At 66.3% G+C, this 21232-nt stretch carries 20 protein-coding genes and 1 pseudogene; 7 read left to right on the top strand and 14 right to left on the bottom strand.

Going from position 1 to position 21232, the window contains the following annotated elements:
• Positions 1–115: 115 nt before the first annotated feature.
• The 10 genes and pseudogenes from BAU06_RS20645 to BAU06_RS20600 all read right to left on the bottom strand — a co-directional run.
• Positions 116–946: pseudogene (locus tag BAU06_RS20645) on the bottom strand (ABC transporter ATP-binding protein); the annotation flags it as partial.
• Positions 946–1998 (bottom strand): FecCD family ABC transporter permease, encoded by a 1053-nt coding sequence (locus BAU06_RS20640; protein WP_066354676.1) that lies wholly within the window; start codon positions 1996–1998, stop codon positions 946–948. The pseudogene BAU06_RS20645 and the gene BAU06_RS20640, both read right to left, overlap by 1 nt.
• A 3-nt stretch (positions 1999–2001) precedes the next feature.
• Positions 2002–2688 (bottom strand): tol-pal system protein YbgF, encoded by a 687-nt coding sequence (gene ybgF / locus BAU06_RS20635; RefSeq protein ID WP_066354674.1) that lies wholly within the window; start codon positions 2686–2688, stop codon positions 2002–2004.
• 115 nt (positions 2689–2803) lie between these two features.
• On the bottom strand, positions 2804–3301 hold the full coding sequence (locus BAU06_RS20630; protein WP_066354672.1) for an OmpA family protein: 498 nt from the start codon (positions 3299–3301) through the stop codon (positions 2804–2806).
• Positions 3302–3335: 34 nt separating this feature from the next.
• The gene (gene tolB / locus BAU06_RS20625; RefSeq protein ID WP_066354669.1) at positions 3336–4649 is read right to left on the bottom strand and encodes a Tol-Pal system beta propeller repeat protein TolB; all 1314 of its coding nucleotides are present in this window, start codon (positions 4647–4649) and stop codon (positions 3336–3338) included.
• A 16-nt stretch (positions 4650–4665) separates the two neighbouring features.
• Complete coding sequence (tolA, locus tag BAU06_RS20620) at positions 4666–5838, bottom strand: cell envelope integrity protein TolA (protein ID WP_066354667.1); 1173 nt, start codon at positions 5836–5838, stop codon at positions 4666–4668.
• Between the two features lie 24 nt (positions 5839–5862).
• Complete coding sequence (gene tolR, locus BAU06_RS20615) at positions 5863–6360, bottom strand: protein TolR (RefSeq protein ID WP_066354665.1); 498 nt, start codon at positions 6358–6360, stop codon at positions 5863–5865.
• Entirely contained in the window at positions 6360–7037 is a 678-nt protein-coding gene (gene tolQ / locus BAU06_RS20610; RefSeq protein WP_066354659.1) for a protein TolQ, read from the bottom strand. Before tolQ ends, tolR begins: the two co-directional genes overlap by 1 nt.
• A gap of 2 nt (positions 7038–7039) precedes the next feature.
• Entirely contained in the window at positions 7040–7474 is a 435-nt protein-coding gene (gene ybgC, locus BAU06_RS20605) for a tol-pal system-associated acyl-CoA thioesterase (RefSeq protein ID WP_231933917.1), read from the bottom strand.
• Positions 7471–9204: a proline--tRNA ligase gene (locus tag BAU06_RS20600; protein ID WP_066354655.1), complete on the bottom strand. Its 1734-nt coding sequence runs from the start codon at positions 9202–9204 to the stop codon at positions 7471–7473. The genes ybgC and BAU06_RS20600 overlap by 4 nt, the downstream gene beginning before the upstream one ends.
• A gap of 66 nt (positions 9205–9270) precedes the next feature.
• Between BAU06_RS20600 and BAU06_RS20595 the strand changes: the two genes are divergently transcribed.
• The 6 genes from BAU06_RS20595 (at position 9271) to BAU06_RS20570 (ending at position 15471) form a co-directional block, all read left to right on the top strand.
• The gene (locus tag BAU06_RS20595; RefSeq protein ID WP_066354653.1) at positions 9271–9843 is read left to right on the top strand and encodes an RNA pyrophosphohydrolase; all 573 of its coding nucleotides are present in this window, start codon (positions 9271–9273) and stop codon (positions 9841–9843) included.
• Positions 9824–10516 (top strand): response regulator, encoded by a 693-nt coding sequence (locus BAU06_RS20590; RefSeq protein WP_066354643.1) that lies wholly within the window; start codon positions 9824–9826, stop codon positions 10514–10516. Before BAU06_RS20595 ends, BAU06_RS20590 begins: the two co-directional genes overlap by 20 nt.
• A gap of 110 nt (positions 10517–10626) precedes the next feature.
• Positions 10627–12129: a sensor histidine kinase gene (locus tag BAU06_RS20585; RefSeq protein WP_066359439.1), complete on the top strand. Its 1503-nt coding sequence runs from the start codon at positions 10627–10629 to the stop codon at positions 12127–12129.
• Positions 12130–12290: 161 nt separating this feature from the next.
• Positions 12291–12734 (top strand): tripartite tricarboxylate transporter TctB family protein, encoded by a 444-nt coding sequence (locus BAU06_RS20580; RefSeq protein ID WP_066359437.1) that lies wholly within the window; start codon positions 12291–12293, stop codon positions 12732–12734.
• Positions 12735–12740: 6 nt separating this feature from the next.
• A complete protein-coding gene (locus tag BAU06_RS20575; RefSeq protein ID WP_066354635.1) occupies positions 12741–14264 on the top strand; it encodes a tripartite tricarboxylate transporter permease in 1524 nt (507 codons plus the stop codon).
• Between the two features lie 280 nt (positions 14265–14544).
• The gene (locus tag BAU06_RS20570; RefSeq protein WP_066354626.1) at positions 14545–15471 is read left to right on the top strand and encodes a 2-hydroxyacid dehydrogenase; all 927 of its coding nucleotides are present in this window, start codon (positions 14545–14547) and stop codon (positions 15469–15471) included.
• 44 nt (positions 15472–15515) lie between these two features.
• On the opposite strand, the gene BAU06_RS20565 is transcribed toward BAU06_RS20570, so the two are convergent.
• The 4 genes from BAU06_RS20565 to BAU06_RS20550 all read right to left on the bottom strand — a co-directional run bounded on the left by BAU06_RS20565 (position 15516) and on the right by BAU06_RS20550 (position 20363).
• Complete coding sequence (locus BAU06_RS20565; RefSeq protein ID WP_066354624.1) at positions 15516–16421, bottom strand: NAD(P)-dependent oxidoreductase; 906 nt, start codon at positions 16419–16421, stop codon at positions 15516–15518.
• Between the two features lie 40 nt (positions 16422–16461).
• On the bottom strand, positions 16462–18066 hold the full coding sequence (locus BAU06_RS20560) for a gamma-glutamyltransferase family protein (RefSeq protein WP_066354619.1): 1605 nt from the start codon (positions 18064–18066) through the stop codon (positions 16462–16464).
• A gap of 314 nt (positions 18067–18380) precedes the next feature.
• Positions 18381–19886 (bottom strand): tripartite tricarboxylate transporter permease, encoded by a 1506-nt coding sequence (locus BAU06_RS20555; protein ID WP_066354617.1) that lies wholly within the window; start codon positions 19884–19886, stop codon positions 18381–18383.
• 12 nt (positions 19887–19898) lie between these two features.
• Positions 19899–20363: a tripartite tricarboxylate transporter TctB family protein gene (locus tag BAU06_RS20550; RefSeq protein WP_066354615.1), complete on the bottom strand. Its 465-nt coding sequence runs from the start codon at positions 20361–20363 to the stop codon at positions 19899–19901.
• A 420-nt stretch (positions 20364–20783) separates the two neighbouring features.
• On the opposite strand from BAU06_RS20550, the gene BAU06_RS20545 reads away from it, so the two are divergent.
• The gene (locus tag BAU06_RS20545; RefSeq protein WP_066354606.1) at positions 20784–21230 is read left to right on the top strand and encodes a hypothetical protein; all 447 of its coding nucleotides are present in this window, start codon (positions 20784–20786) and stop codon (positions 21228–21230) included.
• Positions 21231–21232: the final 2 nt, after the last annotated feature.

The raw sequence follows: 21232 nt of genomic DNA, 5'->3' as shown, positions 1-21232 counted from the left end.
CGCCATCGGGCCCGGCGCCGGCGCGGCCACGGTCGTCGCCGGTGCTCCCGCCAACGCGGAGCCCGCCTGCGCCGTGGTCGCCGTCGGCGACTTCACCGGGCGCATCCATATCGACGACTTCGTCGACGATGGCGTACGGCCGGCCCAGGCTGCATCGTTCCACGCGTCCGCGTACCCCATAGACGGCGGCCAGCGTGGCGGGAGCGATGGCCGCCATGGGCGGGCCGTCGGCATGCACGCGGCCGTCGCGCAGCAGGATGGCGCGGTCGGCGTGGCGCAATGCCACGTTCACATCGTGCACGATCATCAGCGTGATCAAGCCGTGCAGGGCGGTTTCGCGCCGCACCAGCGCCATGACCTGCAACTGGTGGCGCAGGTCCAGGGCCGACAGGGGCTCGTCCAGCAGCAGCACGCGCGGGCGCCGGATCAGGGCCAGGGCAAGCCCGGCCAACTGGCGCTGGCCGCCGGACAGCTCGTCCAGGTATCGCAACGCGAACGGTCCCAGGCCCAGCCGGGTCAGCAGCGCCTGCGCCGTCTCCGGGCCGGTATCGACGCCGCGGCCGCCGGGCTGGGCGCGCCCCGCGGCCAGCACTGCTTCCAGCACCCGCAGATGGACGGCTGCCGGCAGATCCTGGGGGACATAGGCGATGTGGCGCGCGCGCAAGCGGGGCGCCAGGCCGGCAAGGTCCAGGCCGTCCAACGCGATGGCGCCGCCCCGCAAGGGCAGCAGGCCGGCCACGGTCTTCAGCAGCGTCGATTTGCCGCTGCCGTTCGGCCCCAGAACGGCGGCGATCCGGCCGCCGCGCAAGGGGGCCAGGGACAGCGCGGCAAGGACCTCCCGGTCTCCGTAGCCGGCGCGCAGGCCGGATATCTCCAGGCATGCGCCGCCCGTCGGTGGCGCCCCGCTGGCGTCGCCTTCCCCGTCGTTGCGCCGCGCGTGGCCCATCATGGCAGCCGCCGCCGCAATACGACGGCCAGGAACACGGGAAGTCCCACGATGGCCGTCACGATGCCGACCGGCAGCAACACCCCGGGCACCAGGACTTTCGACAGCAGCGAGGCCAACGACAGCACCACGGCGCCGATCAACGCGCTGCCGGCCAGGTAGGGGCGGTGGTCCTCGCCGAACAGGCGCCGGGCGATATGCGGCGCGACCAGCCCCACGAACCCGATTACGCCCACCATGGAAACGGCCAGGGCCGACAAGGTGCCGATGCGGGCCACCGCGCCCAGCCGCAGGCGCCGGACGTCGATGCCGGCGCTGGCCGCGCGGTCCTCGCCCAGGCGCAACAAGGTCAGCGGCCAGGCGGCGCGCAGGGAGAAAAAGCCCGCCACGGCCAACGCCGCCACCAGGGCGGCCAGGCCGCTCCAACTCATGCGATCCAGGCTGCCCATCGTCCAGAAGACCACGTTCTGCAGCGCCGTCGCGCTGGCCGCGAACTGGATGGCGGAGACGATCGCGTTGCACAGGAACACCAGCGCGATGCCAAACAATACGACCGCGCTGGCGGACATGCCGCCCCAGCGCGCCACGCCGTTCAATAGCAGCGCGCTGGCCATCGCGAACACGAAAGCGCAAGCCGTGACGGCCCATTCCGCGGGCAGGCCGGCCGGCAGCCAGCCGCCCAGCGCGATGGCCACCGACGCGCCCAGGGCGGCGGCGGAAGAAACGCCCAGCGTGTCGGCGCTGGCCAGGGGATTGTTCAGGATGGTCTGCATTTCCGCGCCGGCCAGGCCCAGCGCCGTGCCCACCGCGATGGCGGCCAGGGCATAAGGCAGCCGCACGTTCCAGACGATGATCCGGTCCACGGCGGGCGCGCCGGCGGGATCCAGCAGCGTACTCAGCAGATGGGAGGGCGGCATCGCGGATGCCCCCACCATCAGGTTGCCCAGCAGGGCGGCCGCGGCCAGCGCGGCCAGCACCGCCAGGACCCGCGCGCGGCGGCGCAGGATGCGCCGGTAGGCTTGTACCGGGCCGGGGACTGCCGCGCCGGCCATGGCCTATTGCAGCAATTGCAGGCGGTTCTTCGCGGTGTCGGCCGCGGGCGTGCTGGGGTAGTCCTTCACGATACGCTGCAGGGTCGCCTTGGCGCCGGCGCGGTTGTTCAGCTCGATCTGGCTACCGGCGATGACGAGCAGCGCATCGGCCGCGCGGGCATTGTCCGGCGCGTTCTTCACCATGGTCTGCAATTGGTCGATGGCGCCCTTGTAGTCCTTGGTGGCGTAGCGGCTGCTGCCCAGGTAGAACTGGGCGGTGGGCGCCAGCTGGCTGTTGGGATAAAGGGCCAGGAAGGCGGTCAGGGCCTCGGCGGCTTCCTTGTATTGCCCGTTGCGGAAACGGTCGATGGCGCCATCGTAGGTGGACTGCTCCTGCGGGTCCGCCGCCGTGGCGCCGCCCGTGTCGGACTGGCTGCCATTGGCCGGCGCCCGGGGCACCGCCTGGTGCATCGCCTGTTCCAGCTGGTTACGGAGTTCGGTGACCTGTTGTTGCAGCGACTGGATCTGGTCCGCCAGCTGCATGCGGGAATTCTCGCTGATTTGCCGCATTTGCTGGATCTGCTGGCGCAGGTCCAGGATGGCCTTGCGGGCATCGTCGTCCGCGAAGGCTTGGGCGGGAGAGGACAGGGCGGCGAGAGCCATGCCGGCGGCGGCCACCAGGATACGCAAAGACGGGACTCGATCGTTCATCAGATTTCCTGGGTCAAGATAAAAACATGCGCCGGGCGGCCGTTCGACCATCCCGACGCATGTTGTAAGGCAAAAGCGATCAACCGTTAATCGGCCGTCGTCTCAGCCGTTTGGATCAACGCTGGTAGCTGATGTCCACGCGGCGATCCTGGGCCCAGCCGGCTTCGTCCGTACCCGTGGCGTGCTCCTTGCCGAAGCTGGTCACTTCGATCTGGCTGGCGTTCACGCCGTTCAGCTTCATGACATCGGCAACGGCGTTGCCGCGGCGCGTACCCAGGGCCAGGTTGTACTCGGCGCTACCGCGCGGGTCGGTATTGCCTTCCAGGCGTACCTTCTGGCTGGTGTGGCCGGTCAGGTAGTTCGAGTGCATGCGGATCAGGTCCTGGTACTGGCTGCTGACCGTGTAGCTGTCAAAGTCGAAGAAAACGCTCTTCTGTTGAGCGAGGGGGCTGCTGGGATTGAACGGGTCCATGACGGGCCCGGCGCCGCCGCCGGCGGTGCCCGCCGAGCCAGTGCCCTGGCCTCCCTTGTCGTCCAGGGGGACGGAGCTGCAAGCTGCCAGAGTTGCGACGAGCGCTGCAACGGTAAGGCTTTTGGCAATGCGCGACTTCATGATGGTTCCTTTGTTGATAAGTGAGTCACACGTGTTAGCGGGTAAATGGGCCCCAAGTCGGTTCGTTGATCTGCCCGTTCAGTACCGACAGCGTTTGCCGCACGCGGCCATCGCTCGATACGACTGCAAGAACATTACGTCCGCCTTGGATAGCCGCGTATAGTACTTGCATTCCATTCGGGGCAAAACTGGGAGATTGGTCATCGTTGCCATTCGTCAGCAAAGTTTCGGTCCCGGACGACAGATTGAGCGAAGCGATGCGAAATGCGCCGTCTCGTCTTGCAACGTACACAAGCGTCGAGCCGTCGGGCGAAATACGAGGTGAGACGTTGTAACTGCCGTTAAACGTCAGCCTGCGGGGCTCGCCGCCGCCCAGGCCCACCTGGTAGATCTGCGGGCCGCCGCTGCGGTCGCTGGTGAAAATGATGGAACGGCCGTCGGGCGTGAAAGTCGGTTCGGTGTCGATGCCCGGCGAACGGGTGACCCGGCGCAGGTTCGAGCCGTCGGCGTTGATGGTGTAAATCTGCGACAGTCCGTCCCGCGTCAGCACGATGGCCAGCATGCTGCCGTCCGGCGACCAGGCCGGCGCGCTGTTATTGCCCTTGTAGTTCGCCACCGGTACCCGGGCGCTGGTAGCCAGGGTATGCACATACACCACCGGCTTGCCGGACTCGAAGCTGACATACGCCAGGCGCGAGCCGTCGGGCGACCAGCGCGGCGAGATGATCGGTTCGCGCGAGCGCAGCGCCACTTGCGGATTCTGCCCGTCGGCATCCGCCACCTGCAGTTCATACGTGCTGCCCTGCTTCAGGACATAGGCGATCCGGGTCGAGAACACGCCGCGCACACCGGTGATCTTTTCGTAGATGCGATCGGCGATCTGGTGGGCGACGCGGCGCAGTTCCTGTTCCGATCCCGAGAAAGCCACGCCATCCAGCTGCCCACGCTTGACGGTGTCGGCCAGCCGGTAGCGGATGTCGTAGCGGCCGTCCGGCGTCTGGTTGATGCTGCCGTAGGCCAGGAAATCCGCCCCCTTGCCACGCCAGTCGTCATAGTTGACGCTGCTGTCCACCGTCAGGCCGGCGTTCGAGCCATCGATCAGGCGGAACTGGCCCGTGCGGTTCAGGTCGGCGCGTATGACTTCCGCCAGGGCATGGCCGCGCGTGGCGTCGCCGGCGAAGTCCGCGATGGCCACGGGGTACTGCGTGGCGCCCGTTCCCGATATGTCCACGCGCAACTGCGCATGGGCCGGCCGGCCCGCCAGCAGGATTGCCAGCAACACCAACAGGCCGAAACCGTAGGTCCTCAGCGCGGCCCGGATCGTGGATCGGCGATAAGCTGGAGTCATGGTAAGCAATCTCCTGTCAGTCATACATACGGTAAATAACGTCGATCACCGGCTCATAGCGTCCGGTAGAAGGTTTCGGGAAGGGGTTGCAGCGCCGGATCCCCGTTTCCACGGCCCGGTCGAAACCGGAGTTGCCCGAGGACGAGGTCAGGGTCACGGCCGATACACTGCCGTCCGAACGTAACTGTACCCGGTATTGCGCGGTGGGGTTCGCCGAGCCGGCCCGCGGGGGTGTCGGATAGGACACGCCCGGCTGGATGCAGGCCCGCACCTTGGCGCCATAGCCGTCGTCGCGGCCGCCGCCCGCCTGGTTGCGGTCCGCCGTGCCGCCCGGAATGCCGGCGGCACCCAGGGCGTCGTTGCGGAACGCTTCCTTCAGGGCGCGATCGGCGGCGGCCTTCTTGGCCGCCGCGGCTTTCTCGGCCGCTGCCTTTTCCGCCGCGGCCTTTTCGGCGGCCGCCTTCTCGGCGGCGGCTTTGTCGGCCGCCGCTTTTTCGGCGGCTGCCTTCTTGGCGGCGTCGTCCCTGGCTTTTTTCTCCGCTGCGGCCTTTTCGGCGGCGGCCTTCTCCGCCGCCGCCTTTTCCGCCGCGGCTTTCTCGGCTGCCGCCTTTTCAGCCGCGGCCTTCTCGGCCGCCGCTTTCTCCGCGGCGGCTTTTTCCGCGGCCGCCTTGGCGGCGGCGGCCTTCTCGGCGTCCTGGCGTTGTTTTTCCAGCCGCTGCTTTTCCTCCAGCGCGGCCTGCTGGCGTTCCTTTTCCAGGCGCGCCTGTTCGGCCGCCGCGGCCTGGCGTTCCTTTTCTTCCTGTTCTTTCTTCTTGCGCGCTTCTTCCAGCGCGATCTCCGGATCGGGCGTGTCCTGCGGCTTGGGCTGGGCCTGCGGCGGCGGCGGAGGTGGCGGCGGCGCGGGCTGCGGCGGCGGGGGAGGTGGCGGCGGTTCCGGCGTCGGCTCCGGCTTGGGCTGCGGCGCGGGCTCCGGTTGCGGCTGCGGCGGCGGCGAGTCCGGCGAATCGCCGTTGGCCCACAGCTGCACCTGTACCGGGCCGGGGTTTTCCGTGCGCCAGTTCACGCCGAGCACCAGGACCAGCACCAGGATGACGTGGACCAGCACGGCGAAGCCGAAGGCTTTCCGGTTGTCCTGCGTGGGCGGCGCTTCCGGCGGACGGCTGGTGTGCTTGATGAGAGGTGGCGTCATTGAATGAAACGGATAGGGCGCCCGTCAGCGCTTGGGCGCGGCGGGGGCGGAACGCTGCGGCTGCGGTTGCCCGGCCGCCGCGGCGGCGGCGCCGGTCGACGATTGCTGGTCCACCAGCAGCCCCAGCCGGGTCACGCCGTTCGTGCGCAACTCGTCCATGACCTTCACGACCGATTCGTAGGGCACCTTGCCGTCGGCCGCGATGACCACCGGCGTATCGGCCGTGATGCGGGCGCGCACCTGGCTGACCAGTTCCGAGCGCCCGATGTTTTCCGGGTTGGCGCCCGGCTCCCGCATGCGCAGCGCGATATCGCCGTTCTGGGAGATCTGCACTTCCAGCGGCTTGACGGGGACATCCGAGGCCTGTCCCACGGAGGGCAGGTTGATCAGGCCGGGGGTGATCAGCGGGGCGGTGACCATGAAGATCACCAGCAGGACGAGCATCACGTCGATATAGGGCACGACGTTGATGTCGGATTTCATGCGGCGGCCGGCGCGGCCGCCCGAGCGTACCGAGGGCATCAGCGCACCTGTCGTTGCAGGATGTTCAGGAATTCGTCGACAAAGCTGTCGAAGCGGATGGACAGCCGGTCGATGTCGTTGGTGAAGCGGTTGTAGGCCACCACCGCCGGGATCGCGGCGAACAGGCCGATGGCCGTGGCGATCAGGGCTTCGGCGATGCCGGGCGCCACCGAGGCCAGCGTGGCCTGCTGCATATTGGACAGGCCGATGAAGGCGTGCATGATGCCCCACACGGTTCCCAGCAGGCCGATGTACGGGCTGACCGAGCCGGCCGAGGCCAGGAAGTTCAGGTGCGCCTCCAGGGCGTCCATTTCGCGTTGGTAGGCAGCCCGCATGGCGCGGCGGGCGCCGTCCAGGACCGCGTTGGCATCGTTGGCGGCGGCGCGGCGCGCCTTCAGGAACTCCGTCATGCCGGCATCGAAGATGCGGGCCAGGGCGCCCTGTTCGGCGCGGCGGTTGGCCACTGCCTGCTGCAGCATGGACAGGTCGCCGCCGGACCAGAAGTCGTCTTCGAAGCGGCGCGTCTGCTGGTGGGCCCGCTTGATGGCGTAGCGCTTGCCGAAGATGTAGGTCCACGACATGATCGAAATGCCCAGAAGCAGCAGCATGATCAATTGGACCGGCACGCTCGCATGCGCGATCAGAGCGAACAACGACAGGTCGTTGGAGACTTGCATTTTTATTCCTGAATAGATTCGAGTGTTGCGCGCAATTCCGGTGGCAGCTCCGCCGGCCTCAGGGTGGCCCCGTCGACACAGCCCACTTGGATGTTGCCTTCGGCCAGCAGTTCCCCGCTGCGTTCCGCCCGCTGCGCGAAGTGTATCGAAGCGCGGCCCACTCGTGTTACACGCGTACGTATGGTAAGCATGTCGTCCAGACGGGCCGGTTTGCGGTATCGCATGTCCAGGGCGGCGACCACGAACACATGGCCGGAGTCGCGCGCCAGGCGGGATTGGTCGAAGCCCAGCGAGCGCAGCCATTCGGTACGGCCGCGTTCCATGAACTTCAGATAGTTGGCGTAGAAAACGATGCCGCCGGCATCCGTGTCTTCGTAATAGACACGGATGTCCAGCGTGGATTCAACGGGGGGATGCGGCGACAACGGCGACGTCAAAGGGTTTCCAGCTTGGCCAGGACTTGCTCCAGCGCCTGGTCGGCCGGCACCGTGGTGGCGCTGGCTTCCCGGCGGGCCTGCAATTCGACCACACCGTCCTTCAGGCCGCGCTCTCCAACTGTTACGCGCAAGGGGGCGCCTATCAGCTCCCATTCAGCGAACATCACGCCGGGCCGCGCATCGCGGTCGTCCAGGATGACATCGACGCCGCGCTCGCGCAGGGCGTTGTACAGCGCCTCAGCACTGTTACGAACAGTTTCATTTTTCCCCCATCCCACGGGGCAAATCACCACTTCGAAGGGCGCCAGGGCGCGCGGCCAGATGATGCCGCGTTCGTCGTGGTTCTGTTCGATGGCGGCGGCGGCGATGCGGGTCACGCCTATCCCGTAGCAGCCCATCTCCAGCGTGGCCGGCTTGCCGGTTTCGTCCAGATAGGTCGCTTTCAGCGCGGCCGAGTATTTGGTGCCCAGGTAGAACACATGCCCGACTTCGATCCCGCGCTGGATCGTCAGCGTGCCTTTCCCATCCGGGGCGGGGTCGCCCGCCACCACATTGCGCAAGTCCGCCACGCAGGCGGGCTCGGGCAGGTCGCGGCCCCAGTTGGCGCCGACGTAGTGGTAGCCCTCGCGGTTGGCGCCGCAGACGAAGTCGCCCATATTCGCGACCGTGCGGTCGGCGATCACCTGGACGGGCTTTAGCGTATTGATCGGACCAAGATAGCCGGGTTTGCAGCCGAAATGGGCGACGATCTCGTCTTCCGTCGCGAAACGGTAGCCCTGGTCCAGGCCCGGCACCTTGGCGGCCTTGATCTCGTTCAGCACGTGGTCGCCGCGCAGCAGCAACAGCCAGATCCGTACCTGCCCGGGCTCCGGTTCCGTCGCCAGGACGATGGACTTGATCGTGGTTTCCAGCGGGATGCCCAGGTGGGCAGCGACTTCCTCGCACTTGGCGGCGCCCGGGGTGGGGACGGCTTCCAGGGCGCGGCCGGCGGGCTGGCGCTGCGGAATGAGGGCGGCGGCCTCGGCCAGTTCGATGTTCGCGGCGTACTGCGTTTCGGGGTTGTAGACCAGCAGGTCCTCGCCGGTATCGGCGATCACCTGGAATTCATGGCTGCGGGTGCCGCCGATGGAGCCCGTATCCGCCGCCACCGCCCGGAATTCCAGCCCCAGGCGCTGGAAAATGCGGACGTAGGCCTCGTACATCGCGTCATAGCTGCGCATGGCGCCGGCTTCGTCGCGGTCGAAGGAATACGCGTCCTTCATGGTGAATTCGCGCCCGCGCATCAGGCCGAACCGGGGACGGCGTTCGTCCCGGAATTTGGTCTGTATATGGTAGAAATTCAGCGGCAGCTGGCGCCAGCTGTGGATTTCATTGCGGGCGATGTCCGTAATCACCTCTTCCGAGGTCGGCTGCAGGACGAAATCCCGGTCGTGCCGGTCCTTGATGCGCAGCAGCTCGGGACCGTACTGGACCCAGCGGCCCGACTCCTGCCAGAGCTCTGCCGGCTGAACCACCGGCATCAGCAGCTCGATGGCGCCGGCCGCGTTCATTTCCTGCCGCACGATGTTCTCGATCTTGCGGATCACCCGCAGGCCCAGCGGCATATAGGTATAGATGCCCCCCGCCAGCTTGCGGATCATGCCGGCGCGGGTCATAAGCTGGTGACTGACGATTTCGGCCTCGGCGGGCGCTTCTTTGAGAGTATTGATGTGATAGTTGGAGGCGCGCATGGTTTCCAGGAGGCGGCAGGTACGTATAATCAGACGTAATTGTATTGAATTTGGTGGGGGTGGCCCATGCTGGACCGCGAAGGCTACCGTCCCAATGTCGGCATCATTCTCGTCAATACCAAAAACGAGGTCTTTTGGGGTAAGCGGATCAGGGAACACGCCTGGCAATTCCCGCAGGGCGGCATCAAGTATGGCGAAAGCCCGGTGCAGGCCATGTATCGCGAACTCCATGAAGAAGTGGGCTTGAAGCCCGAGCATGTCCGCATTTTGGGGCGCACACGCGACTGGCTCCGCTATAACGTCCCGGACCATTTCGTCCGGAGGGAATGGCGCGGCCATTACAAGGGCCAGAAGCAGATCTGGTTTCTGCTCCGGCTGGTGGGGCGCGACAGCGACGTCTGCCTGCGCGCCACGCAACACCCGGAATTCGACGCATGGCGCTGGAGCCAGTACTGGGTCCCGCTGGATGCGGTCATCGAATTCAAGCGGGACGTTTATACGCAGGCCTTGAACGAACTCTCGGCGATCCTGTTCAGGCGGCACCACGAAACACGCTACCTGCGCCAACGGGTGCACGGGCAGCGTGCGGCCGAGAACCTGGCGGGAGGACCTGACGGCCATGCGCATATTGCTGGTTGAAGACGAACGGGACATGGCGTCCTGGCTGGTGCGTGCGCTGGCCCAAAGCGGTTTCGTGCCCGATCACGCGCCGGACGCGCGCACGGCCGAAGCCTTCATGGCGGGCACCGAATACGATGCCATCGTGATGGACCTGCGCCTGCCGGACAAGCACGGCCTGGTCGTCCTGCGCGAAATGCGCAACCGCGACGACCGCACGCCGGTGCTCGTACTTACCGCGCAGGGCGCCCTGCAGGACCGCGTGCGCGGCCTGAACCTGGGCGCTGACGATTTCCTGACCAAGCCTTTCGCGCTGGAAGAACTGGAGGCCCGCCTGACCGCCTTGGTGCGGCGCAGCCGTGGCCGGCAGCATCCGCGCCTGCAATGCGGATCCCTGTCCTACGACAGCGAAAGCCGCGCTTTCACGCTGGACGGCTCGCTGCTATTCCTGACGCCGCGCGAGCACGCCGCGCTGGCCGCGCTGCTGACCCGCAGCGGCTACCCGGTCGATAAATCGCAATTGTTCGGCAAGGTCTTCAACCACGACAGCGAAGCCAATCCCGACGCCATCGAAGTCGTCCTGCACCGGCTGCGCAAGAAGCTCGCGGGCAGCGATATCCGCATCGTCACGGTGCGCGGGCTGGGTTATATGCTGGAAAGCGTGGCCAGCGAGTCCGAATCGGCCGACGCCTAGGCCCGGTGCGTCCCGCCAGGAACCCGGCGCAACCCGTGTCCGCGCATCCCTCGCCGCGTCATGCGCACCGGCAGCAGGCAGGCGGCCGGCCCTGGTTCACCCGGGTCGGCATACGCGCGCTGCTTATTACGCTGCTGCTGCCCGGCGTCATCGCGCTGCTCGTCATCGACAGCTATAACGATTACCAGACGCTGGCCGATATCACCAACGATGCCTACGACAGCGCGCTGCTGGAACCGGCCCGCGTGCTGGAAAGCAGCATCGAATTCACCCCGGACGGCACGCTGCAGGTCGTGACGCCGCTGTACGCGCAGGTCATGCTCGAATCGCGCGCCGGCCTGCGCAAATACTTTCGCATCGAGGAAATCGATCCGCCGCTGCCTTCGGGCCAGGCGCCCCGCGCGCCCGGCGTGGCCTTGCTGGGCATGCCCGACATCCCGCGGCCCCCGGTCTGGCCGCGCAGCGATAGCCAGCCCATGTTCTATGACGGCGCCTACCGTAACGATCCCGTGCGCATGGTCGCCCTGGTGCGGGATCTTTACTATCACGGCACGCACCGGCAGGTGCTGATACTGGTCGGCGAAAGCACGGGCAAGCGCATCGAAGCCGAGGACGCCGCCCGCCGCAAGGAATTGCTGCGCGACGGGCGCATGCTGGCGCTCGTGGTGCTGATGGTCTGGTGGGGCGTGGCGTGGGCCTTGCGCCCGCTGGCCAAGCTGCGCAACGACATCCGCGCCCGTTCCGCCGACGACCTGACGCCCCTGGATGCGCGCCGCGTGCCGTCCGAGGTCGCGCCGCTGGTAGAGGCGGTCAATCATCACATCGCCAGGCACCGGCACATGCTGGAAGAACAGTCGCGCTTCCTCGACGATGCCTCGCACCAGTTGCGTACGCCCCTGGCCATCATGTCGACGCAGGCGCAGTACGCCCTGCGCGAGCGGGATCCCGCGCTGATGCGCGACGGCCTGCGCGCCATCGTCGCGCAGCTGGGCCGCACGCGCCGCCTGACCGAGCAACTGCTGCAACTGGCGCATGCCAGCCAGGCCGCCACTTCGCAGCATCGCGTGCTGGACTTGAATGACGTGGCGCGCGAGGTCGTACTGCAGTATCTGCCGCTCGCGCATGAAAAACAGCAGGACCTGGGATGGAGCGATGCGCGCGGCGATACCGATGAAAGCGCGCTGACAGGCCCGGCCGCTCCGGTCGCGGGTTCCGAAGTCGAATTGCACGAGGCCATCGCGAACCTGGTCCACAACGCGGTCAACTACGCGCCACGCGGCGCGCGCATCACTGTCTCCGTGGTGCGCGGCGAAACCCGTGTGGAAGTCCGCGTGTCCGATAACGGTACGGGTCTCAATCCGGCCTTGCGCGCGCGCGCGTTCGCGCGTTTCGATCGCGCCGGCGTGGAAGCGGCCGGCGCCCCGTCGTCGGGCTCGGGACTGGGCCTGGCGATCGCACAGGCCTACGCCCGCCGCAATGGCGGCGACATCGTGCTGGCCGATGGCGAAGCGAATTCCCAGGGCGGCGTGGGCCTGTGCGCCATCCTATGGATACCCCTGTTAGGGGATAACCCTGGGATTCAGGAAGCCGACAGCGCAAAGAAAGCGGATTAGCAGCTTGCCTCCTTATTCTGCCCTCCAGGCTCACGGTGCTTTGTGAGAGGGACGTGCTCACCCTGAGCGCTTCCTATAAAGGCTGGTGTAAGCCTAGTACACGGAGGAATGCAGTGGAAACACTGAAAAAATACAACAAGGACTACTACGGCGGTGCGCTGATGGTCCTGATCGGCCTGGGGTCGATATACGGCGGTCTGAACTATCAGATCGGTACGCTAAGCCACATGGGACCCGGGTTTTTTCCGGCATCGGTTGGGGGACTACTGGTTTTCACAGGCCTGTTGATCGCCATCGGCGGCAAGACGGGCGCAAAAGAACAAGAAGAGAGCGAGGGCACGCACGTTCCCTCGGCGCATCCCACGGGCATGCCCGATATGCGCGGCGCCATCTGCATCCTGCTTGGCATCCTGGCTTTCATTTTCCTTGGCCAGTACGGCGGTTTGTTGCCGGCCACGTTCGCCATCACCTTCATTTCGGCGCTGGGCGATCGCAAGAATACGTTGAAGCAGGCCTTCATTCTTTCCTTGGGCATGGTGGTCATCGCCGTGGTCGTGTTCTGGTGGGCGCTGCAGCTGCAGCTGCCCCTGTTCCAGTGGGGTTGATACGCCATGCATCAAGCTCTCGTTGATCTTTGGTTCGGCTTCGGCGTTGCCTTCGAGCCCCATAACCTGATGTGGTCGTTCTTCGGCGTGCTGGTGGGCAACCTCATCGGCGTGCTGCCCGGCATGGGCGCGCTGTCGGCCATTTCCATCCTGCTGCCGCTCACCTACGTCATGCATCCGGTCCCCGCGATCATGATGCTGGCGGGTATCTTCTACGGCTCGCAGTACGGCGGCGCCATCGGCGCCATCCTGCTGAATCTGCCTTCCCATCCGCCGCACGCCGTCACTTGCCTGGACGGCTATCCGCTGACCAAGCAGGGCAAGGGCGGCACGGCGCTGGGCATCACCATGATCGCGTCGTTCTTCGCGGCGTCGGTCGGCATCCTGGTAATGATCTTCTTCTCGCCGCTGCTGGTGGAAGTCGCGTTCAAGTTCGGCCCGACGGAAATCTTCTCCATCATGCTGCTGGGCCTGATCGCCGGTTCGACGATGTCGCGCGGTTCGCCCTTGAAGGGCATCAGCATGACGCTGTTCGGCCTGCTGTGCGGCGTCGTGGGCACGGACGTGAACACCGGCACCATTCGCCTGTCGTTCGGCATCCTGGACCTGTCCGACGGCCTGGAGCTGGTTGCGATCGCCATGGGCCTGTTCGGCGTGGCGGACTTCCTGATGAGCGTGAACCGCATGACCATCATCGGCACGGGCACCAAGCTGCGCCTGCGCGATATGCGTCCCTCGGCCAAGGAACTGAAGCAGTCCTTCCTGCCGCTGGTGCGCGGTACGCTGGTGGGCACGGTCTTCGGCGCCATGCCCGGCACCGGTCCGACCATCACGACCTTCATCGCCTACGCGCTGGAGCGCAAGATCTCCAAGACGCCGGAGCGTTTCGGTACCGGCATGCTGGCCGGCGTGGCGTCGCCCGAGGCGGCCTCGCACTCCAAGACGCAGGTCGACTTCATCCCCACCATGAGCCTGGGCATCCCGGGCGATGCGGTGATGGCGCTGATCCTGGGCGGCCTGCTGATTCAGGGCATCCAGCCGGGCCCGCAGCTGATCACCGAGCATCCGGACATCTTCTGGGGCCTGATCGCCAGCTTCTGGGTGGGCAACGTGCTGCTGGTCATCCTGAACGTGCCGCTCATCGGCATCTGGGTCAAGCTGCTGCAAGTGCCTTACCGCTATCTGTTCCCGTCCGCGCTGTTCTTCATCGCGGTGGGCGTGTTCAGCACGCAGAACAGCCTGTTCCAAATCTGGGAAGCCCTGGCTTTCGGCGTCATCGGCGCGGTGTTCATGCTGCTGGATTTTTCGGTGGCGCCCATCCTGCTGGGCTTCGTGCTCGGCCCCATGGTGGAGGAAAACTTCCGCCGTGCCCTGCTGCTGTCGCGCGGCGACATGATGATCTTCCTGCAGCGTCCGATCAGCGCCTGGTTCGTGGGCATCTCGGCCCTGCTGATCCTGGTCCAGATCATCGCGCACGCCCGCAAGAAGTTCAAAAAGCGTGGCAAGCCCATGCTGCCCAAGACCGCCTGAGCGGCTCCGGGTATTTCGCCAAGACCGCCGCGGCCCGCCAGGGCGCGGCGGTTTTTTCTTGCCCGCTCGCCCGCTCGCCCGCCCGCTCGCCAGCGCGGCGATGGCCTGGCATTCGATCGGCGGACAGGGCTCGGCCGGCAGCGGGCCGCATGAAAGAAGCGGGCGGCTGCATGGCGGGAAAAAGGCAGCCCGCTTCACGGGAAAACCCCGGCGGGCGTGCCGCATCGCGCGGTTCAGGGCATGCTAAGGTTCCTCCCTCGACGAACCCTTCTGCCACGCCATGCACGTTCTCTTCGCCTGCCCCCACAACGACCCCGCGGATTGGCTGCCAGGCCTGACGGCCGAATTGCCGGATTGCAAGATTTCCGTGTGGGACCCGTCCGGCCCGCCGTCCGGCGCCGATGTCGCGCTCGTATGGAAACCGCCCGCGGCGTTGATCGAGCACGAAACCGGGCTGAAGGCCTTGTTCAATCTGGGGGCCGGCGTCGATGCCTTGCTGCAAATGGACCTGCCGCCGCACATCCAGATCGTCCGGCTGGAAGATGCCGGCATGGGCGTGCAGATGGCCGAATACGCCTTGTATGCCCTGCTGCGCGTATCGCGCCGTTTCGGCCAGTACGAACGCGACCAGGCCGAGCAACGCTGGGCGCCCCAGCCCGGATTGCGCCGCGAGCAGTGGCCCGTGGGCGTGCTGGGGCTGGGCGAAATGGGCGGCCGCGTGGCGCAATCCATCGCCGCCTTCGATTACCCCGTCCTGGGATGGTCGCGCTCGCCGCGCACGGTCGCTGGCGTGCAGACCTACGCCGGCACGGAACAGTTGCCGGCGTTCCTGCGGCGCACGCGCGTGCTCGTCAATGTCCTGCCCTTGACGCCGGAAACCACCGGGATCCTGGATCGTGCGATCCTGTCGCAACTGATGCCCGGCGCGCATTTGATCAATGTCGGACGGGGCGGCCACGTCAACGAGGCGGATCTGCTCGCCCTGCTGGACGAAGGCAAGCTGGATGGCGCCACCTTGGATGTCTTCGATACCGAGCCGCTACCCGCGGGGCATCCGCTGTGGAGCCACCCGCGGGTGCACGTCACGCCCCATATCGCGGCCAGTACGCTGCGCGCGGAAGCCATCGCGCAGATCGCCGCGAAGATACGGCGGCTGGCGCGCGGCGAGCCGATCTCCGGCGTGGTAGCGCCGCAGCGCGGGTATTGAAGGCGTGAAAAATGGCGGGGCAGGGCCCCGCCTTGGCCGCTGGCCTAGTCGCGCAAGCGCTTGATCAGGCTGGACGTATCCCAGCGGCCGCCGCCCATCTTCTGCACATCGCCGTAGAACTGGTCGACCAGGGCCGTGACCGGCACGCGCGCGCCATTGGCGCGGGCTTCTTCCAGCACCAGGCCCAGGTCCTTGCGCATCCAGTTGACGGCGAAGCCGAAGTCGAACTTGTCGTCCACCATGGTGGCGCCGCGGTTCTCCATCTGCCAGCTCTGTGCCGCGCCCTTGCTGATGACGTCCAGCACCAGCTTCATGTCCAGCCCCGCCGCCTGCCCGAATGCGATGCCTTCGGACAAGCCCTGCACCAGGCCCGCGATGCAGATCTGGTTGACCATCTTGGCGAGTTGCCCTGCGCCGGGCGCGCCCACCAGCGTGACCGCGCGGCCGAAGACCTGCGCGACCGGCTTGATCCGCTCGAAGACTTCCGGCTCGCCGCCGCACATGACGGTCAGCACGCCGTTGACCGCGCCCGCCTGGCCGCCGGATACCGGCGCGTCCACGAACTGCAGCCCCAGGCGCTTGGCTTCGCCATAGAGCTCGCGCGCCACCTGTGCCGATGCCGTCGTATGGTCGACGAACACGGCGCCCTTGCCCATGCCGGCGTATGCGCCGTTCTCGCCCAGCACGACACTGCGCAGGTCGTCGTCGTTGCCCACGCAGCAAAAGACGATCTCGGCGCCGCTGGCGGCCTCGCGCGGCGTCGCGGCGGTCTTGCCGCCGAATTCCGCCGCCCATTCCTGCGCCTTGGCCGCGGTACGGTTATAGACCGTCACCTGGTGGCCGGCCTTGGCCAGATGTCCCGCCATGGGAAATCCCATGACACCCAGGCCCAGGAAAGCCACTTTCTTCGGTGACGTCGCGTCGTAGGTTCTACTGCCGATGGAAGCCATGCAGATCTCCGGTTGCAAGGAGGATGGGTAAAGGGGAAAACTAGAAGCCGGCCGCCAGGCCATCGCGGCGGCTGTCGCTGGCGGCGACGTAGCCGTCGACGGCCGGGTCGCCCAGGCGCCAGATGAACTGGCCGGACCCGAAGTCCATATAGGGATCTTCCAGTCCTTCCAGCAGGTGGCCGCGGGCACGCAATGCATCCAGCACCTGCTGGGGCATCTCGGCCTCGACATCGACCGAGATGCCGTGATTCCATTTCCAGCGCGGCGCATCGCAGGCGGCCTGCGGCTGCTGGCCGAAATCCAGCATGCGTACCAGGGTCTGCAGATGGCCCTGGGGCTGCATATTGCCGCCCATGACGCCGAAACTCATCACGGGCGCGCCTTCCTTCATCAGGAAGCCGGGAATAATGGTGTGGAAGGGCCGCTTGCCGCCGCCCACCAGGTTGGGATGGCCCGGTTCCAGCGTGAAGCCATGGCCGCGGTTCTGCAGGCTGACGCCGGTACCAGGCACTACCACGCCCGAACCGAAGCCCATGTAGTTGGACTGGATGAAGCTGACCATCATGCCGTTGCGGTCCGCCGCGGTCAGGTAGATGGTGCCGCCGGTGGGGGCATGCCCGGTCGTGAACAGCTTGGCCCGGCGCATATCGATCAGTTTGGCCCGGGCGGCCAGATAGTCGGGCGCCAGCATCTGTTCCGGCGACACGTACATATGCCGCGAGTCGCCCACGTGGGCGTAGACATCGGCGAATGCCAGTTTCATGGCCTCGATCAGCAAGTGCTGCGTATCGGGGTGGTCGACCGGCTTCGACGCCACGTCGAAATTTTCCAGGATGCCCAGGGCGATCAGGGCGGCGATGCCCTGGCCGTTGGGCGGAATCTGGTGCAAGGTGTAGCCGCGGTAGTCCTGGCCCAGCGGGGTCACCCATTCGGGCTGGTAGTCGCGCAGGTCCGCCAGGGTCATGGCGGCGTCGTGCGCGTGGGCATGGGCCACCAGCTTGTGCGCCGTCTCGCCCTCGTAGAAGTCGCGGCCGGCCGTGGCGGCGATGCGCCGCAGCGTGCTGGCGGCGCCTTTCAGCACGAAGTGCTCGCCCACCGCCGGCGCGCGGCCGTGGGGCAGGAAGTGTTCGGCGAAACCCGGCAGGGATTGAAGCACGTCCGCCTGCGCGGCCCACTTCTGCTGCACGACGGGCGACACGGCGTAGCCGCGTTCCGCATAATCGATGGCGGGCGCCAGGATGTCCTCGAAGGACAGCGAACCGAATTTCTCATGCAGCGCGCCCCAGCCGGCCACGCAGCCCGGCACCGTCACGCTGTCCCAGCCGCGCATGGGAATCGCGCCGTTGTGCTTGCGCTTGAAGTAATCGGGATTCCAGGCGCCGGGCGCGGTACCGGACGCGTTCAGGCCGTGCAGGCGCGATCCATCCCAGACGATGGCGAAGCAATCGGACCCCAGCCCATTGCTGACGGGCTCGGTCAAGGTCAGCGTGGCAGCGGCGGCGATCGCGGCGTCCACGGCATTGCCGCCGGCGGCAAGCGCGCGCAAGCCGGCTTGCGCGGCCAGCGGCTGCGAGGTCGCCACGATGTTGCGCGCGAAAACGGGGGTGCGCGCAGTCCTGTAGGGATTCTGCCAATCGAAAGTCATAGGGGATGGGGCGGCGCCAGGACGGGGTAAACCCCTACTTTAACGTAAGAGATTGTGTGCACTGCACCATATCTCTCACTAGTCCGAATCGCCCAGGCTTCCGCCCCTTGTCCACCCGCCCGGCGGACGGCCGGACAGGCCAGGCCCGCCGGGCGCGAAAGAGGCGGTTGCCATGCCCATGGGATCGCTGGCATGGGCTTTCGCGCCGCATCCGTCCGTCCATCGCGAACGGCCTCGCGCCATGAAAAAAGCGCCCCCGCGGGGGCGCTTCGATGCGGCCGGCGCCTCGCGCGGAGGCGCCGGGCAGTCGCGGATCAGCCTTCTTCGACGAAGGTTTCCTCGCGCTTCTTGCGGATCGACGGCAGCGCCACGATCACGACCAGGGCGACGGCCGCGGCCAGCAGCGAGGCCGACAGCGGCCGCGTGACGAAGGTCGAGAAGTCGCCGCGCGACAGCAGCAGCGCACGCCGGAAGTTCTCTTCCATCATGGGGCCCAGCACCAGGCCCAGCAGCAGCGGGGCGCCTTCGCACTTCAGCTTGGCCCACACATAGCCCACCAGGCCGAATGCCGCGGTCATGAAGATATCGAAGGTGTTGTAGTTCAGCGAGTAGACGCCGATCGTGCAGAACACCAGGATGGCCGGGAACAGCACGCGGTAGGGCACCTTCAGCAGTTTGACCCACAGGCCGATCAGCGGCAGGTTCAGCACCACCAGCATCAGGTTGCCGATCCACATCGAGGCGATCAGGCCCCAGAACAGCTCGGGATGGCTGCTCATCACCTGGGGACCGGGCTGGATGTTGTGGATCGTCATCGCGCCCACCATCAACGCCATCACCGCGTTGCCCGGGATGCCCAGGGTCAGCAGGGGGATGAAGGAGGTCTGCGCCGCGGCGTTGTTGGCCGATTCGGGCCCGGCCAGGCCGGCGGGATGGCCCTTGCCGAAGCGCTGGGGGTTGCGCGAGATCTTCTTTTCCAGCGTGTAGGACGCGAAGGAGGACAGCACCGCGCCGCCACCGGGCAGAATGCCCAGCGCCGAGCCCAGGGCCGTACCGCGGATCACGGCGGGATAGGCTTCCTTGAACTCCGTGCGGTTGGGGTACAGGCTGCCGATCTTGTCGGTGATGTCGACGCGGTTTTCCTTCTGTTCCAGGTTGGTCATGATTTCGGCGAAGCCGAACACGCCCATGGCCACGATGGCGAAATCGATGCCGTCCTGCAGTTCCGGAATGCCGAAGTCATAGCGCGCGACGCCGGAATTCACGTCGGTGCCGACCATGCCCAGCAGCAGCCCCAGCAGGATCATCGCGATCGCCTTGGGCAGCGAGCCGGAAGCCAGCACCACCGCGCCCACCAGGCCCAGCACCATCAGGGAGAAATACTCCGCGGGGCCGAACTTGAATGCCACTTCGGCCAGGGGCGGCGCGAAGGCGGCCAGCAGCAGGGTGGCGACGCAGCCGGCAAAGAAAGAGCCGAGCGCGGCGATGGCCAGCGCGGCGCCGGCGCGGCCATTGCGCGCCATCTGGTGGCCGTCCAGCACCGTGACCACGGCCGAGGTTTCCCCGGGCAGGGCCACCAGGATGGCGGTGGTCGAGCCGCCGTACTGGGCGCCGTAATAGATACCGGCCAGCATGATCAGGCCCGCAACCGGCGGCAGGACATACGTGATCGGCAGCAGCATCGCGATCGTCGGCACCGGGCCGATGCCCGGCAGCACGCCGATCAGCGTGCCCAGCAGGCAGCCCAGCAGGGCGTAGGCCAGGTTTTCCGGCGAAATCGCGACGGAAAAGCCCAGCATCAGGTGTTCAAACAATTCCATGGCCGATGCTCCTTAGTTCGCGCCGATGAAGGACGGCCACAGCGGGAAGATCAGACCCAGGCCCTTGATGAAGGCCAGCCAGACGAACACCACCAGGAAAATACCGTTGGCCACCGCCACTTTCCAGTTGAACTCATGGCTGGCCAGGCTGCTGATGACCACCAGCAGGAAGACGGAGATATAGACGCCCAGGAAGCGCAGGACGACGCCATAAAGCACGACCGAACCCAGCACCAGCAGGGCGATGCGCCAGTCGAACTTGTCGACGTGGGTTTCGGTGGCCTTGGCCGAAAGCGAGCCGATCAGAACGATCGCGCCCAGCAGCGCCAGGACGATGCCAAGCCAGAAGGGGAAGTATCCTGGGCCCATGCGCGCAGCGGTACCCATTTGGTAGCTGGTCGCCTGCCAGGCGAATCCCAGTCCCAGGGCGATAAACATCACCCCGGACCAGAAGTCCTGTTTGTTGCGTAGCTGCATGATTGTCTGCTCCTAATACAGCATGTGATAAAAAAACCGTTCAGCCGGCCGTTTGTTTCGTTTCAGGTTTAAGTTTGCTCGGTGAAAGTAAACTCACAGGTCTGCGAATGGCGCCATGGTAATGGAGCCCCTGCGGGGATGAAACCCTGTAATTTGGCTGAATGCCTATGGTTTTCCCTAGAATTGAAGCTCTCAGGTACCCGATGCGTAACAAACCGGTGGCGCTGGCAGGTGAATGAAAGCTTTTTGAAAGTTGATAGAAAGAGAAGGGAAAGCCGGTCGGCAGCGGGGGTGGCCGGCGTCGCGCCCAGGCGACGGTCGGTGGCGTGGCGGCGCCGGTAGTTCTACCGAAATATTGCCAGGTATCTCACGGTGCATATCACCATGTAGCGGCGCTGCGAATGGTTTACGATAGCGCCCATGTTGCAAGACCTCGACCAACTCGCTGCCCGCATCGGGCAACTGGTGCAACGCACCCGCCAGCTTCACAGCGAACGGGATGCCTTGCGATCCCGCCTGGCCCAGGCCGAACAGGAAGCCCGCAAGTTCCGCGAACGCGGCGACGAGGCCGAGGCTCGCCTGCACGAACTGCAGGAACGCCTGCAGTCGCACGACAGCGAGCTCGCCGGCAAGTTGGCCCAAGCCGAAGAAACCGAGGCCCGGCTGCGCGCCGAGCTCGAAAAGCACGCGGAACAGCGCGAGGCGCTGGAAAGCCAGCTGGCCGCACAGGAACAGGCATGGCAGGCGCGCATGAATTCGCGCGAAACCGACCTGCAGCGCTTGCGCGTGGCCGCTGTCGCGGCGCGTGAACGCATCGACGCCGTCCTGGCGCGTTTGCCGGGGGCGCCGGTCGAGGAGCATCAGTAAAG

The organism is Bordetella bronchialis (assembly GCF_001676705.1).
Lineage (GTDB): Bacteria > Pseudomonadota > Gammaproteobacteria > Burkholderiales > Burkholderiaceae_B > Bordetella_C > Bordetella_C bronchialis.
Note: the sequence above shows the minus strand (reverse complement) of the source record. Positions and strands in the feature narration are given on the sequence as shown.